The organism is Streptomyces sp. A2-16, from assembly GCF_018128905.1.
Classification (GTDB): domain Bacteria; phylum Actinomycetota; class Actinomycetes; order Streptomycetales; family Streptomycetaceae; genus Streptomyces.
Genome location: NZ_CP063808.1, coordinates 7,066,793 through 7,082,204 on the forward strand (window position 1 = coordinate 7,066,793; position 15,412 = coordinate 7,082,204).

The 15,412-nt window shown below is 72.4% G+C and carries 10 protein-coding genes; 3 read left to right on the forward strand and 7 right to left on the reverse strand.

Annotated elements, in window-relative coordinates; translation table 11 throughout:
• Positions 1-16: 16 nt before the first annotated feature.
• The 4 genes from ald to IOD14_RS31785 all read right to left on the reverse strand — a co-directional run bounded on the left by ald (position 17) and on the right by IOD14_RS31785 (position 5,931).
• On the reverse strand, positions 17-1,132 hold the full coding sequence (gene ald, locus IOD14_RS31770; RefSeq protein ID WP_123992567.1) for an alanine dehydrogenase: 1,116 nt from the start codon (positions 1,130-1,132) through the stop codon (positions 17-19).
• A 144-nt stretch (positions 1,133-1,276) separates the two neighbouring features.
• Complete coding sequence (locus IOD14_RS31775; RefSeq protein ID WP_212672158.1) at positions 1,277-3,340, reverse strand: tetratricopeptide repeat protein; 2,064 nt, start codon at positions 3,338-3,340, stop codon at positions 1,277-1,279.
• 212 nt (positions 3,341-3,552) lie between these two features.
• Positions 3,553-4,179 carry an NUDIX hydrolase gene (locus IOD14_RS31780; protein ID WP_123988245.1) on the reverse strand — a complete coding sequence of 209 codons (627 nt, stop codon included), beginning with the start codon at positions 4,177-4,179 and terminating at the stop codon, positions 3,553-3,555.
• An 87-nt stretch (positions 4,180-4,266) separates the two neighbouring features.
• Positions 4,267-5,931, reverse strand: coding sequence for a CTP synthase (locus IOD14_RS31785; RefSeq protein ID WP_123988246.1), 1,665 nt, complete (start codon positions 5,929-5,931; stop codon positions 4,267-4,269).
• A 470-nt stretch (positions 5,932-6,401) separates the two neighbouring features.
• Between IOD14_RS31785 and IOD14_RS31790 the strand changes: the two genes are divergently transcribed.
• Both IOD14_RS31790 and IOD14_RS31795 read left to right on the forward strand, forming a co-directional pair.
• Complete coding sequence (locus IOD14_RS31790) at positions 6,402-8,204, forward strand: glycoside hydrolase family 15 protein (protein WP_212673439.1); 1,803 nt, start codon at positions 6,402-6,404, stop codon at positions 8,202-8,204.
• A gap of 109 nt (positions 8,205-8,313) precedes the next feature.
• Positions 8,314-9,696, forward strand: a complete 1,383-nt coding sequence (locus IOD14_RS31795) for an FAD-binding oxidoreductase (RefSeq protein ID WP_212672159.1) — start codon at positions 8,314-8,316, stop codon at positions 9,694-9,696.
• On the opposite strand, the gene IOD14_RS31800 is transcribed toward IOD14_RS31795, so the two are convergent.
• Entirely contained in the window at positions 9,683-10,639 is a 957-nt protein-coding gene (locus tag IOD14_RS31800) for an LLM class F420-dependent oxidoreductase (protein WP_212672160.1), read from the reverse strand. The genes IOD14_RS31795 and IOD14_RS31800 overlap by 14 nt on opposite strands.
• A gap of 55 nt (positions 10,640-10,694) precedes the next feature.
• On the opposite strand from IOD14_RS31800, the gene IOD14_RS31805 reads away from it, so the two are divergent.
• Positions 10,695-12,326, forward strand: a complete 1,632-nt coding sequence (locus IOD14_RS31805) for a PucR family transcriptional regulator (protein WP_123988249.1) — start codon at positions 10,695-10,697, stop codon at positions 12,324-12,326.
• On the opposite strand, the gene IOD14_RS31810 is transcribed toward IOD14_RS31805, so the two are convergent.
• Complete coding sequence (locus IOD14_RS31810; protein WP_123988250.1) at positions 12,323-13,459, reverse strand: glycosyltransferase family 4 protein; 1,137 nt, start codon at positions 13,457-13,459, stop codon at positions 12,323-12,325. The two genes, IOD14_RS31805 and IOD14_RS31810, sit on opposite strands and share 4 nt — an antisense overlap.
• Positions 13,460-13,682: 223 nt before the next feature.
• Entirely contained in the window at positions 13,683-15,401 is a 1,719-nt protein-coding gene (gene recN / locus IOD14_RS31815; RefSeq protein WP_123992568.1) for a DNA repair protein RecN, read from the reverse strand.
• Positions 15,402-15,412 lie beyond the last annotated feature (11 nt).

Consider the following 15,412-nt stretch of genomic DNA (forward strand, 5'->3'; position numbering starts at 1 on the left):
TGCCGAGGTCAGGGGCTCAGCCGAGCAGGGTCTCGAGCTCCACGTGCTCCAGACCGTGGGCCTCCGCGACCTCCCGGTAAACGACCTTGCCGTCATGGGTGTTGAGACCCTTGGCCAGCGCGGGATCGCGGCGCAGCGCCTCCACCCAGCCCCGGTCGGCGAGTTCGACGATGTAGGGCAGCGTGGCGTTGGTGAGCGCGTAGGTCGAGGTGTTGGGCACCGCGCCGGGCATGTTGGCGACGCAGTAGAAGACCGAATTGTGCACCTGGAAGGTCGGCTCGGCGTGCGTGGTCGGGTGGGAGTCCTCGAAGCAGCCGCCCTGGTCGATCGCGATGTCGACAAGGACACTTCCGGGCTTCATCCGCGCCACGAGCTCGTTGGTGACCAGCTTCGGGGCCTTGGCGCCCGGGATGAGGACCGCGCCGATGACGAGGTCGGCGTCCAGGACCGCCTTCTCCAGCTCGAGGGAGTTGGACATGATCGCGCGGACCTTGGTGCCGAAGACCTTGTCGGCCTCGCGGAGCTTGTTGATGTCGCGGTCGAGCAGCGTGACGTGGAAGCCCATGCCGACGGCGATCTGGGTGGCGTTCCAGCCGGAGACCCCGCCGCCGATGACGACGGCCCGCGCGGGCTGCGTGCCGGGCACACCGCCGGGCAGGACACCGCGGCCGCCGACCGAGCGCATCAGGTGGTAGGCGCCGACCTGCGGGGCGAGCCGGCCCGCGACCTCGGACATCGGGGCGAGCAGCGGAAGCGCGCGGGAGGGCAGCTCGACGGTCTCGTAGGCGATCGCGGTGGTGCCGGACTCGATGAGCGCGTCGGTGCACTCCTTGGACGCGGCCAGGTGCAGGTAGGTGAAGAGCGTCTGGTCCTTGCGCAGGCGGTGGTACTCCTCGGCGACCGGCTCCTTGACCTTCAGCAGCAGGTCGGCACTGGCCCACACCTCGTCGGCGGTGTCCAGGATCCGGGCGCCCTCGGCGACGTACTCCTCGTCCGGGATCGAGGAGCCGAGGCCGGCGCCCCGCTCGATGACGACCTGGTGGCCGTGGCGCACGAGCTCGTGCACACCGGCGGGGGTGATGGCCACCCGGAACTCGTTGTTCTTGACCTCGCGGGGGATGCCGACCTTCACGTGGATCACGGTCCTTGGCTCAGAGGATGTGGGGCAATACAACACATACCCAGGCATGCAAGGGCACACCAGGAGACACCGCAGGAGAAGGTGCGGCAGAGCCAGTCTAATGAAGGCGTTCCCCGTGTCTAGCCTTTCATTGCATCAATCTTCTGCAGATGTACTACGGATTTCGCAGGCGTCAGCGTCCTGTTTCGGGTCCTCGGCCTGCTGGGGCCCGGGTTCCTCCTGGGATTGCTCCTCGCCCAGCAGCCGTTCCGCGGCGCCGCGGTGCAGCTGAGCGGCCGCGGGATCGCCCAGGTGGTCCAGCGTGTCCGCGAGCCGCAGCTGGAGCGCGGCCTGGAGCCGGCCGTCCTCGGCGCGACGGGCCAGCTCCACGGCCTCCTGGCAGGTGCGCAGCGACTCCTCGGGGTGTCCGGCGTACTCCTGGACCCGGGCGAGTTCGCTCAACGCCCGTGCGTGGGCCCCGACATCGCCGTTCTTGCGGTACCCGGCGAGGGCGGCCCGCCAGTTCCTGACCGCCTCGCCGTAGCGGCCCGCGTAGGTGTGCGCGGCGGCGATACGGCCGTACAGCCGGGCGGCCTCCGCGCGCTCGTCCCGGGCCAGGCGCTGGGCGAGGGCCCGGCCGAACCAGTCGGCGGCCCGGTCGTAGTCCCCGAGCTCCAGATGCGCGCCGCCTACGGATTCCATCGCGCGGCCGGTCGCGTACGGGTCGTTCGCCTCCCGTCCGGCGTCCAGGGCCGCCCGGTAGCGCGCCAGCGCCTCCCGGGTGCGGCCGGTCCGGGCGTCCAGGTCGCCGAGGTTCAGCAGGGCGGCGGCCTTCTCCCGGGGCAGCGCGCGCCGCTCGGCCACGTCGAGGACGAGGCCGTGGATGCCGTAGAGGTCGGGGGCGGCGGCCTGCATGCCGAAGTGGGCCACCATCGTGCGCACGAGCTGCGACATCAGACGCCGGGCGAGGGTGTCCAGCTCCCCGTCGGCGACCGCGAGGCGGGCCGCGGCGAGCAGCGCGGGCCTGCGCAGGCGCAGCCAGTCCTCGGCGGCCCGGGGGCTCGGGAAGCGCACGGAGCGCGGCATGCCCTGGAGCTTCTCGCGGGCGTCGGGGCTGTCGGTCTCGGTGATCGCGCGGGAGGACTGGAGCAGCCGTACGGTCCGCTCCAGCATGCGGGCACGGGCCAGGCGCAGCTCGGCCGGGCGGTCCTGGCTGTCCGCGAGGGCCTTGAGCAGGGGGTGCAGACAGCCGGGGAGCTCGTACTGCGGCAGCGGGGAGTCCACGGCGTGCAGCAGCCCGAGGCCGACGAAGTCGTCCAGGGTGGCGCGGGCGCCGTCCACCGAGCAGCCGGCGAGCGCGGACGCGGTGTGCGGGTCGACGAGGCCGGCCGGAGCCAGGGAGAGCAGTCGCAGGGTGCGGGCGGCAGCGGCGGGCAGGGAGGCGTAGACCAGTCCGAAGACCCGGCTGAGCGGGCTTCCCTCGTCACTCTCCGCATGCAGTTGTTTGGCCAGATCGGCGACCGCCGCCTTGGGGCGGGCGGCGAGCCAGCCCCCGGCCAGCATCAGCGCGGCGGGCTGGCCCTGGCACTCCTCGACGAGCCCTTCGGCGGCCCGGGGATCGACGGTGATGCGGACCGACCCGGTGTGCCGGGACAGCAGTTCCAGCGCGGACTTGGTGTCGAGCCCGCCGAGGGTGCACGGGCGGACGTCCGCGATCCCGGTCAGCGGCCCTCCCGACACGGCCACGACCAGGCATTCCGGGGTATCCGGAAGCAGGGCGTCCACCTGGTCCGCGGCCACCGCGTCGTCGAGCAGCACCAGGGCGCGCCGGTCGGCGAGGGCCTCGCGCAGCACCGCCGTGAGATCGTCCTCGGCGGCTCCGGCGGGCGCCGGCACATCGAGTGCGCCGAGCAGTTCGCGGGCGGCGTCCGCGACCGGTACGGGGGTGCCGTCGGGCTCGCTCAGCCGGGCGCGCAGCACCCCGTCGTCGTAACGGTCAGCGACCGTGCGGACGAGTTCCTCGGCGAGTGCGGTACGGCCGGATCCGGGGCGCCCCGCGATGAGCAGCACGCGCGCGCGGGGCGCCTTCTTGCCGGAGAGCGTGTCGAGGCCCGCCCGCTCGATGTCGGCGAGCAGCTCCTTCAACTCGCGCGTCCGCCCCAGGAATTGGCCCTCGCCGGACAGCTGTGTGCCGCCTGCGTCCACCACCTGATCCGTCACGGGCCACACTCCCGTCCCACCGCACGCGCAAAGCCCGCCGGTGACCCCGGATCGGGCTTTTCAGAGCCTAGTTCACGCTGTGCAACGTTCCTGGCAGAGCGCGGCGGTGGGGCCGCGAGAGTCCCTCAATCGGATCAACGGATCATAGGATTCCGGGGTTCGGCAGTACCGGTGGCGGACCGACTACGACAAGGGCGCGATCCGAGGAACCGTCACGCCTCGAACGGCCGCGCAGGCCACTGAGCCTCGGCCGGCCGCAACGCGTCCAGCCCGCCGGAGTCCCGCGCGGCGACCAGCGACAACACGCCCACGACGAGGCAGTTGTTGTGCAGCTCCCCGGCGAGAACGCCCCGCACCAGCTCGGCCACCGGCACGCGCGCGTACTCCAGGCCGATCTCCTCGTGCTCGACCTCGAAGCGCTCGCCGTCGGCCTCGGACAGTCCACGTGCGAGGAAGATCCGGATCGCCTCGTCGCAGCCCCCCGGCGATGTGTAGACGTCCGTCAGCACCCGCCAGTCCTCCGCCTTGACGTGCGCCTCCTCGTACAGCTCCCGCTGGGCCGCGTGCAGCGGGTTCTCGCCCGGCACGTCCAGCAGCCCCGCCGGGATCTCCCACAGCTTCTGCCGTACGGGGTGCCGGTACTGCCGGATGAGCAGCACCCGGTCCTCGTCGTCGAGGGCGAGGACGGCCACCGAACCGGGGTGGACCTGGTAGTCGCGGCCGACCACGGACCCGTCGGGCATGACCACCTCGTCCGTGCGGACGGAGGTCTTGTTGCCCACGAACGGGGTCTTCGTCCCCCGGATCTCCCACTCCTCCGGGGTGTCCTCGATCGTCATGCCCTGTCCTTCCCCACGTGCGCAAAAAAGAAGCCGGGACGCTCGCCCTTTGAATGCGCGCGCCCCGGCCACCGTACAACTGTCGTGCTACTTGGAACTCTGCCGCTCGACCGCGGCCTTCACCAGGCCCGCGAACAGCGGGTGCGGCCTGGTCGGACGCGAGCGCAGCTCGGGGTGGGCCTGGGTGGCGACCAGGTAGGGGTGGACGTCACGCGGGTACTCGACGTACTCGACGAGCTTGCCGTCCGGAGAGGTGCCGGAAAACAGGATGCCCGCCTTCTTTTCGAGCTCCGCACGGTAGGCGTTGTTCACCTCGTAACGGTGACGGTGCCGCTCCTCGACGTACTCCTTGCCGTCGTACACCTCACGCACGATGGAGCCCTCGGCGAGCTTGGCCGGGTACATGCCGAGCCGCATGGTGCCGCCCATGTCGCCCTCACCGGCGACGATGTCGAGCTGCTCGGCCATGGTGGAGATGACCGGGTGGCCGGTGGCGGAGTCGAACTCGGTGGAGTTGGCGTCCGGGATGTCGGCCAGGTTGCGGGCGGCCTCGATCACGATGCACTGCAGGCCCAGGCACAGGCCCAGCAGCGGGACCTTGTTCTCGCGGGCGTACTTGATCGCGCCGACCTTGCCGAGCACACCGCGGTCGCCGAAGCCGCCCGGGATGCAGATGCCGTCCACGTCGGCGAGCTGCGCGGCGGCGCCGGCCGGGGTCTTGCAGTCGTCGGAGGTGACCCACTTGATCTTCACGCGGGCCTTGTTGGCGAAGCCGCCGGCGCGCAGCGCCTCGGTGACCGAGAGGTAGGCGTCGGGCAGGTCGATGTACTTGCCGACCAGGGCGAGGGTGATCTCGTGGTCGGGGTTGTGGACGCGGTCGAGCAGGTCGTCCCAGGTCGTCCAGTCCACGTCGCGGAACGGCAGGTCCAGCTTGCGGACGACGTAGGCGTCCAGGCCCTCGCTGTGCACGGTCTTCGGGATGTCGTAGATCGAACGGGCGTCCGGGCAGGCGACCACGGCGGCCTCGTCGACGTCGCACATCAGCGAGATCTTGCGCTTGATCGCGGTGGGAACCTCGCGGTCGGACCGCAGGACGATCGCGTCCGGCTGAATACCGATGTTGCGCAGGGCCGCAACCGAGTGCTGGGTCGGCTTCGTCTTCAGCTCACCCGACGGTCCGATGTACGGCAGGAGGGAAATGTGGACGACGAAGACGTTGTCACGGCCGACCTCGTGGCGGACCTGGCGGACCGTCTCCAGGAACGGCAGCGACTCGATGTCGCCGACCGTGCCGCCGACCTCGGTGATCACGACGTCGACCTCGTCCGTCGCCATGCGCCGGATGCGGTGCTTGATCTCGTTGGTGATGTGCGGGATGACCTGCACGGTGTCACCCAGGTACTCGCCGCGCCGCTCCTTGGCGATCACCGTGTTGTACACCTGGCCGGTGGTGACGTTGGCGGAGCCGTCGAGGTCACGGTCGAGGAAGCGCTCGTAGTGGCCGATGTCCAGGTCGGTCTCGGCGCCGTCGTTGGTGACGAACACCTCACCGTGCTGGAAGGGGTTCATCGTGCCCGGGTCGACGTTGAGGTACGGGTCGAGCTTCTGCATCACGACGCGCAGGCCCCGCGCCTTGAGCAGCATGCCGAGGCTGGAGGCCGTCAGCCCCTTGCCGAGCGAGGAGGCGACACCCCCAGTGACGAAGATGTGCTTGGTCGTCGTGGCTGTGCTGTTTCGAAAAGCAGCGGTCATGGCCAAGAGGGGGCTCCCGTGGTCGCGATCTGGAGGTGCGGTTCGGGGGTCAGGCGCCCACCGGTCCACGGGCTACCAGGGTATCAGCGCCTCGGGGAGATGGCTTCCGGCCACGCTCCGCGCACACTCCGACACGGACCCGCACGGGCACACCCGTTTCTCACCCGTTGCTCACCCGTTCGGCCCAGCCGCGTTGCCCGGAGCGGCACACAGATCATCTACGTGCGTCGTATCCTGCTCGGACACTCGCTGCCGAGCCCGGCCGGAAACACGGGACCACCCCCACCCGTAGGCGCCGGAACAACGAGAGCTCGTCAGTTCGTTGAGCAACAGTTGTCGTTTTGCCTCACAGCGGCAGGACTGTTTTGCTTCACCGCTCAACGACGCATTACAACGACCCCCTTGACCGCACCAAGCGACAGCCCCCTTCTCGTTCAGGGGGTGACGTGGCCGTTCGACTGGAGTTGCACGTGGCCGGGCGCATCGAAGACTACGCACTCATCGGAGACATGCAGACCGCTGCCCTGGTCTGCCGGGACGGCACAGTGGACTGGCTGTGCCTGCCCCGCTTCGACTCGCATGCCATCTTCGCCGGCCTGCTGGGCACCGAGGAGCACGGCTTCTGGCGGCTCGGTCCGGCGCACGCGGCCGACGCCGAGCCCCCCACCGCGGCCCGGCGCACCTACCGCGGCGACTCCCTGATCCTCGAATCGGAGTGGGACACGTCACGCGGCACGGTCCGAGTGACCGATTTCATGCCCCCGCGTGACGGCGCCCCGCAGCTGATCCGGATCGTCGAGGGCGTCTCGGGGCGCGTGCCCATGCGCTCGGCCCTGCGGATGCGGTTCTCCTACGGCCGTGTCGTGCCGTGGGTCCACAAGCACGAGGGCCGCACGGTCGCCGTGGCGGGCCCGGACTCGGTGTGGTTCGACACGGACTGCGAGACGTACGGCAAGTCCCTGACAACGTACTCGGACTTCACGGTCGCCCCCGGTGACCGGATCGCCTTCACCATCTCGTGGGAGCCCTCGCACAAGCAGCCGCCCCCACTGCCGGAGCCGGAGCAGTCCCTGGAGGCGACCGAGGACTTCTGGCGCGAATGGGTCGAGCACTGCACGTACCACGGCCCCTACCGCGAGGCCGTCATCCGCTCGCTGATCACCCTCAAGGCGCTGACCTACGCCCCCACCGGCGGCATCGTGGCGGCCCCGACCACCTCCCTGCCCGAGGACATCGGCGGCGTCCGCAACTGGGACTACCGCTACACCTGGCTGCGCGACGCGGCCATCACCCTGTCCTCACTGCTGCGCACCGGCTACCGCGAGGAGGCCCGCGCCTGGCGCGAGTGGCTCCTCAGGGCGGTCGCCGGCGATCCCGAGAACCTGCAGATCATGTACGGCATCGCGGGTGAACGGGAACTGGGCGAGGCCGAGTTGGACTGGCTGCCCGGCTACGAGAGCTCCGCGCCGGTCCGGGTCGGCAACGGCGCGGCCCACCAGCTCCAGCTCGACGTGTACGGCGAGGTCACCGAGGCCCTGCACCTCGGCCACATGACCGGCCTGGCCCGCAACGACTACGCCTCCCTGCTCCAGCTCAAGCTGATCCGCTACCTGGAGCAGCACTGGGACGAGCCCGACGAGGGCATCTGGGAGGTGCGCGGCCCGCGCCGCCACTTCGTGCACTCCAAGGTGATGGCGTGGGTCGCCGTGGACCGGACCATCAAGCTCATCGAGTCCGGCGACGCGGACGGCCCGTTGGAGAAGTGGCGCGAACTGCGCGACGACATCCACCGGGACGTGTGCGAGAAGGGCTACGACAAGGAGCGCAACACCTTCACGCAGTCGTACGGCTCCAAGGAGCTGGACGCCTCGCTGCTGCTGATCCCGCAGATGGGCTTCCTGCCGCCGGACGACAAGCGGGTGATCGGCACCATCGAGGCGATCCAGCGCGAGCTGTCCACCCCGGACGGCTTCATCCTGCGCTACCCCACCTCCAGCGGCGACGAGAACGTCGACGGCCTCCCCGGCGACGAAGGGGCCTTCCTGGCCTGCTCGTTCTGGATGGCAGACGACCTCGCGATGATCGGCCGCGTGGACGAGGCGAGGAAGCTCTTCGAGAAGCTCCTCTCGCTCCGCAACGACCTCGGACTCCTCGCCGAGGAGTGGGACCCGCGCCAGAAGCGCCAGGTCGGCAACTTCCCGCAGGCCTTCAGCCACGTCCCGCTCATCGACACGGCCCTGCGTCTGACGGCGTCGGGGGCGTACGGCGGCTGAGCCCGCACGCGTTCTTACGAGGCCGTGACGGCCCGCGGCTGAACAGGACCGCGGGCCGGAGCCCGCCTAGGCTGGGATCCATCAGCCCCTGCACGAAAGGGGGCGCCTCATGGCATCCCCGTCGAAGGCGGGCGCGGCTCTCACCGCGCTGCGCGAGGATCTGACCGGCGACGTGTTCGCCCCGGACGATCCGGGCTACGACGAGGCCCGGACCGTCTTCAACGCGATGATCGACCGCCGGCCCGCGGCGATCGCACAGTGCGTGGACGAGGACGACGTCATCAGGGCCGTGCGCTTCGCCCGTGACCTGGACCTGCCGATCGCGGTGCGCGGCGGCGGGCACAGCGTGGCGGGCATGGCGGTCAACGACGGCGGTCTGGTCGTCGACCTGCGCCACATGCGCGCGGCCGTCGTCAATTCTGCGGACCGGGAGGTCCGGGTCGCGGGCGGCGCCACCATGAGCGACATGGACCGCGCCTGCCAGCCCCACGGCCTGGCGACCACCGGCGGCCGGGCCTCCACCACGGGGGTCGGCGGCTTCGTCCTGGGCGGCGGCTCCGGCTGGCTGGACCGCTGGTGCGGGCTCGCCGTCGACAACCTGCTCGGCGTCGAACTGGTCACCGCGGACGGCGAGCACGTCCACGCGAGCGCCGACGAGCACCCGGACCTGTTCTGGGCCCTGCACGGCGGCGGCGGCAACTTCGGCATCGCGACCGCGATCACGCTGAAACTGCACCAGCTGCCCGAGTTCTCCATCGCGCTGCTGCTGTACCAGCCGGAGTTCGGCCCCGAAGTGGCGCGCACCTTCCGCGATGTGATCGCTGTGGGGCCCGACGAGGTGTCCGGCGGAGTGCTCTACTTCACCGCTCCGCCCGAGGAGTTCGTACCGCCGCACGTGGTCGGCACCCTGGTGTGCGGTGTCCTGGTGACGTACGTCGGCGGGGAGGCCGACCTGCGCAAACTGGCCGAGCCCCTGCTGGCGCTGCCGCACGAGACGGAAATCGTCGGGACGATGCCGTACGCCGATGTCCAGTGCATGATCGACGACCCGCCGGGGATGCGGAACTACTGGTCCGCGGAGTACGTGACGGGTGCGCCGGACGACTTCCTCGACGTCTTCTGCGCCCGCGCGAACTCCCTGCCGGTGCCGACCGGCACCCAGCACGTGCTGCTGCCGCTCGGTGGGGCGATCGCCGAGGGGCCGCACGAGTTCCCGGTGCCGTACCGGGACGCGCCGTGGGCCGTGCATCCCTTCGGGATCTGGGAGGACCCGGCGGACGACGAGCGGTGCGTCCAGTGGGTCCGGGACGTCCGCGCCGACGTCCGGCCGTGGAGCACCGGCGCGGTCTACCTGAACTTCATCGGCGACGAGGGCACCGACCGCGTGGTGGCGGGCGTCGGCACGGAGAACACGCGCCGGCTGGCGGAAGTGAAGGGCCGCTACGACCCGGACAACGTGTTCCGTTTCAACCACAACATCAAACCGGCCTGAGCGCGGTCAGCGTCCGTTCGCCACCCGGGTCGCCCGCCGTCGCGGGCACCAGGGCGATCTCGTCGAGCCCGGCCTCCGCATAGGCGTCGACACGCGCCCGTACGGCGTCCGGGGCGCCCACCAGTCCGAGCGTGCCCGCGGCCGCCGCGGGCAGGGCGCGCACCAGGGTCTCGCGGTCCGCCCCGGCCGCGGCGAGCTCCACCGCCTCCCCGAACCCCGCCTCGGCGAAGACCTCGCGGTAGCCCGGCACGGTCAGGTATCCGGCGATGCTGCCCAGCACCTGCGCGAGCGACCGCGGGTCCGGGTCGACGGCCGCAGGCAGCCAGGCGGCGAGCGTGGGCGCCGTACGGCCCGCCGTCCGGGCCGCCGCGTCCAGCTGCACCCGCAGCGCCCGCACCTGCTCCGGCGAGACCACGTCCAGCAGCATCCGGTCGGCGTGCGCGGCTGCCGTGGCGATGGCACGGGGCCCGAACGCGGCCACCGTGAGCGGCCCCGCGGGCGGCGGCAGACGCCGGACGAAGGGGCTGCCCGGCACGACCGGTTCGCCCGCGGAGGTGTGCAGGAGCCGTCGCAGGGCGGCCGCCTGCTCCTCCAGTACGGCGGCGGGCCGCGTCCGGGGCCGGTCGTGCACGCCCTCGACCACCCGCTTGCTGGACGTGCCCAGCGCCACCCCGACCGGACGGCCGACGAGAGCCGCGACCGAGGCGGCACCGCGCGCCGAGGTGTAGGCGTCGCGCACCGACACCGGGACCGGCCCCGCGGTCAGCGCGACGCGCTCGGTGTCCCGCCCGATCACCGCGGCGAGCACGAACGCGTCCCACGTCGGCCCCTCCCCCGCCCACACCTCCCGGTATCCGAGCCGGTCGGCGGCCCTCGCCACCCGGAGCGGCTCCTCGACCGGACTGTCGTCCTCCCGTGCCACGGCCACCACGCTGAAGTCCATGCCCCGGCCGCTACCCCGACCCGGCACCGGCCACGCCTCGGGTAGCGTCCGGCTCATGGACAGCGTCACGAACAGCGCTTTCGACACCCAGGGCGCCGGGATCACCGTGCAGCGCGCGCTGGAGCTGCCCGGTCTGCGCAGCGGGCTCCCGGAGATCCTGGCGGGCGCGGACCGGCTGCACCGGACCGTGCGCTGGGTCCACGCGGGCGAGGTGCCGCACATCGCCTCCCTGCTGAAGGGCGGGGAGCTGCTGCTGACCACCGGCTACGGGCTCGGCACCCGCCCGGCCGAACAGCGGGCGTTCGTGCGCACCCTGGCCGAGCGCGGGATCGCGGCCCTGGTCGTCGAACTCGGCCCGCGTTTCACGCGGCTGCCCGCGGCCCTCGTCGACACGGCCCGCGCGACCGGCCTCCCGCTCGTCCAGCTGCACCGCGAGGTGCCGTTCGTGGCGGTCACCGAGGAGATCCACACCGAGATCGTCAACGGCCACTACGCGCTGCTCCAGCGGGCCGAGGAGGTGCACCGCCGCTGCACCGAGGCCCTGCTGGGCGGCGGCGGTGTCCCACAGGTCCTCGGCATCCTGGCCGACTTCAGCGGCAACCCGGTCTTCCTGGAGACGACGGACGGACGGCTCCTGTACGCCGCCGGGGAGGGCCCCGAGGGCGCCGACCCGCTCCAGGTGTGGGAGGGGCTGCGCGACCAGCACAAGGACACCCCGCCGGCCGGCTCGGTCCTCGTGGACGTACCCGGGGGCGGGCCCGGCGCGGGTGCGGTACGGGCACGGCTGGTGCTGCTTCCCGTACGGGCCCCGCTGGCACCCGTGCACCGCATGGCTGCCGAACGCGCGGCGGGCATCCTCGCGGTGGTCCTCATGCAGGCCCGCCAGGAGGAGGAGCTCGCGGCTCGCGGCCGCGGCGACTTCCTCACCGACCTCGCCGAGGGCCGGATCACCGCGGAGGACGCGCCCGCGCAGGCGCGCGTGCTGGGCTTCAGACCGGGCGGCGGCCCGCTGCTGCCCGTGGTGATGCACCTCGGCTCCTCGGGCGGCAGCTGGGCGGCGCCGGCCCGCGCGGTCTCCGAGGAGCTGGCCGCGGTCGGCGTGCCGGTGCTGCTGGGCGTACGGCCCGTCGAGGGCCGCATGCTCGTCCTGCTCGGTCTGCGCTCGGAGTCGGAGCGCCCGGCGGTCGCGGACCGCGTCGCCGCGGCCCTGCGGGCGGGCGTCGAGCGGGCCGGGATGCAGCGGCCGGGCGCCCAGCCGCCGGTCGTGGTGGTGGGGGTCGCCGGCGGCTGGACGGCGGCCTCGGCGGGCCTGCGGCACGCGGCGGAGACGGCGACGGCGGCCCAGGGCCTGTCGGACCGCCCCTGGTACGACGCCCGCCGCCTCGACATCGACCTGCTCCTGTGGCGGCTGCGCGACCACCCGGACCTCGCCGCCTTCGTGGACCGCGCCATCGGCCCGCTGCGCGAGCACGACAACCGCTCCAGGCCGCCCCTGCTGCCCACTCTGGAGACCTACCTGGCGCACGCGGGCCGCAAGGCGGAGACCGCCCGCGAGCTCCATCTCAACCGGCAGACCCTCTACAACCGCCTCGCCCGCATCGGCGAGTTGCTGGGCACAGACCTCGACGACCCGCAGACGGTACTGGCGTTGAGCCTGGCGCTGCGGGCGCGCCGACACGTGGCCTAGATGAGGGGCCGGGGCTGGGTCAACTCGTCGTAGACGCTGAGCACTTGCGCGACGGTCTCGTCCTCCGTGGGCCAGGTGGCGGCCTGCCGGGCCCCCCGCTCCCTCAGCAGCTCCCGGCGCTCGGGATCGCCGAGCAGCCGTACGACGGCCTCGGCGAGGGCCACCGGGTCGCCGTACGGGACGAGTTCGGCCGCGTCGCCGACAAGTTCGGGGATGCCGCCGACCGCGGTCGCGACGAGGGGCACGCGCGCGTGGAAGGCTTCCTGGGCCAGTACCGAGCGCGCCTCCCAACGGCTGGGCAGGAGCACGAGATCGGCGGCGGCGAGCAGTTCGGAGATGTCGTCGCGCCGCCCGATCAGCCGAACCGGGAGCTCCTCCTCCTCGATACGGCTCTGCAGGACCGACCGCAGCGGCCCCTCCCCCGCGACGACGACCAGCGGCACGGGGTCGAGAAGGCGCCACGCGCGGGTGGCGTCCAGCAGCGTCTCGTAGCCCTTGTGCCGCTGCAGCGCACCGACCGCCATCAGCAACGGCCGCCCGGTGGCCCCGAGTTCCGCCCGCACCTTGGGCCGCAGCCGGTCGGGGTCGTCCTGCTCGGCGGCTCCGCGCTGCCCGGGCAGGGCGACGGCGGCCAGCCGCGCGTCCCGGGCTCCGGTCCTGCGGGCCCGGTCCACGAGCGCCGAGGTCGATCCGAGCACCACGGCAGCGGCCTTCACGACCCGACGCTCCAGAAGGCGCACGAAATGAGCCCGCGCACCCTCGGCGTACGCCCGGTCGTGCCAGGTGACGACGAGTGGGGTGCGCCGCCCGCTGAGCGCCAGCACCGCGCGGAACGAGGCGTGCAGCCCGTGCGCGTGGACCAGATCGGCGTCCGCGCACGCCGCCCGCAGCACGGCCACGGAGGTCGGGTCGCTGCTGCGCGGCACGTGCACGTGTTCGGCACCCGCGCCGGAGAAGTCGTAGGCGCGATCCGCCTCGGCCGGGGCGCACACCGTGACCCGCACGCCCCGCGCGACGAGCCCCGAGGTCAGGGAGCGCACATGCGCGCTGCTGCCGGCATTGCCGCCGCCCAGCACCTGCACGGTGCGCAGCGGCGACTGGCCGTGCGGTGAGTGGCTGCTCACGGGGGTCACGTGGCCGGGGCTCCTGGTTCGGGTCGGGCGGTCACGAGGAAACGTACAGAAGGTATCGAGCGGGGGGTGTACCGCGCGCTTCCTACGCGTAAAGGGTTCCAGGCCAAGGATGCCAGCACGTACGGGTGTTCCGTGCATGCGGAGAACGGGGGAAGGGTGCGGACGGCGAGTCGGGTCACTCACAAGAGTGAGGGCCGGCGGTCTTCCGTCCGGGACGCACGGCTCAGGCGTCCGCCCGAGCCGTGGCCAGCAACTCCTCCGCGTGCGCCCGGGCCGTCTCCGAGTCCTCCTGCCCGGCGAGCATCCGGGACAGCTCCCGCACCCGCTCCTCGCCCTCCAGCACCTTCACACCGGACCGCGTGACCGAGCCGTCGTTGGTCTTCTCGACCAGCAACTGCCGGTCGGCGAAGGCCGCGACCTGGGGAAGGTGGGTCACCACGACGACCTGCGCGGTCTTCGCGAGGCGCGCGAGGCGCCGCCCGATCTCGACCGCCGCCTTGCCGCCGACACCGGCGTCGACCTCGTCGAAGAGATACGTCGGCACGGGGTCGGTCCCCGCGAACACGACCTCCACGGCCAGCATCACGCGCGAGAGCTCACCGCCGGACGCGCCCTTGGCGATGGGCCGCGGCGGGGCGCCCGGGTGCGGGGCGAGCAGCAGCTCGACCTCGTCGGCACCGGCCGGCCCGTAGGCGACCGCGCGCCCGCCGACCTCCACACCGTCCGGGTCCTCGGTCTGCCGGATGGCGAAGGACACGCGCGCGTGGGGCATCGCCAGCGACGCCAGCTCTGCCGTCACCGCCGCCGCAAACCTCTCCGCGGCCTCCGTTCGCGCGTCCGTCAGCGCCTGCGCCAGCCCGCCCAGTTCGGCCCTGAGCGCGTCCCGTTCGGCGGTCAGTTCGTCGATCCGCTCGTCGTCGCCGTCGAGCTCGGTGAGGCGCGCCGCGCTCCGCTCGGACCAGGCCAGCACGGAGGCCACGTCCTCGCCGTACTTCCGCGTCAGCGCGGTGAGCGCGGCCCGCCGCTCCTCGACGGCCGACAGCCGCAGCGGATCGGCGTCCAGGTCGTCGGCGTAGCCCGCCAGCTCCCCGGCCACATCGCCCAGCAGGATCCCGATCTCGCCGATCCGGTCGGCGAGGGCGGCGAGGGCGGGGTCGTACGACCGCACCGCCTCCAGCGCCCGCTGAGCGCCCGCCACGAGTGTCGCGGCGTCGATGCCCTCGGGGTCCTCGGGATTGCCCGCGAGAGCGGCATGGGCGGCCGTGGCGGCGGACGACAGCGCCTCGGCGTGCCCGAGCCGCTCGGCCTCCTCCGCCAGTTCGACGTCCTCACCGGCCCGCGGCTCCACGCCGGCGATCTCGTCGAGCCCGTACCGCAGCATGTCGGCTTCCTGGGCCCGCTCACGCGCGCGCGTGACGATCTCGTCCAGCTCGACGGACACGGCCCGCAGTCGCCGGTAGGCCTCGGTGTACTTGGCCAGCGGCACGGCGACGGCGTCACCCGCGTACCGGTCCAGCGCCTGCCGCTGCCGGGTCAGCTTGAGCAGCCCCTGCTGATCGGTCTGCCCGTGCACGGCGACCAGCTCGTCGGCGAGCTCGGCGAGCACCCCGACGGGCACCGACCGACCGCCCAGATGTGCCCGGGACCGTCCTTCGGCGGAAACGGTACGGCTGATCAGCAGCGCCCCGTCGTCGAGCTCCGCACCGGCCTCCTCGGCCCGTACGACCACGGAGTCGCCGGCGGACACCGTGATCCGCCCCTCCACGACCGCCTTCTCGGCCCCGATCCGCACGAGCGCCGCGTCAGCCCGCCCACCGAGCAGCAGCCCCAGACTGGTGACCACCATGGTCTTGCCCGCACCCGTCTCACCGGTGACAGCGGTGAACCCGGGCGACAACTCGACGACAGCGTCGTCGATGACTCCGAGCGACCGTATCCGCATCTCTTCCAGCA

Coding starts and splice junctions, on each gene's coding strand:
- IOD14_RS31780 (WP_123988245.1), bottom strand. CDS start 4,179: ATGACGATCGAGGACACCCCGGAGGAGTGGGAGATCCGGGGGACGAAG.
- IOD14_RS31785 (WP_123988246.1), bottom strand. CDS start 5,931: ATGACCGCTGCTTTTCGAAACAGCACAGCCACGACGACCAAGCACATC.
- IOD14_RS31795 (WP_212672159.1), top strand. CDS start 8,314: ATGGCATCCCCGTCGAAGGCGGGCGCGGCTCTCACCGCGCTGCGCGAG.
- IOD14_RS31800 (WP_212672160.1), bottom strand. CDS start 10,639: ATGGACTTCAGCGTGGTGGCCGTGGCACGGGAGGACGACAGTCCGGTC.
- IOD14_RS31805 (WP_123988249.1), top strand. CDS start 10,695: ATGGACAGCGTCACGAACAGCGCTTTCGACACCCAGGGCGCCGGGATC.
- recN (WP_123992568.1), bottom strand. CDS start 15,401: ATGCGGATACGGTCGCTCGGAGTCATCGACGACGCTGTCGTCGAGTTG.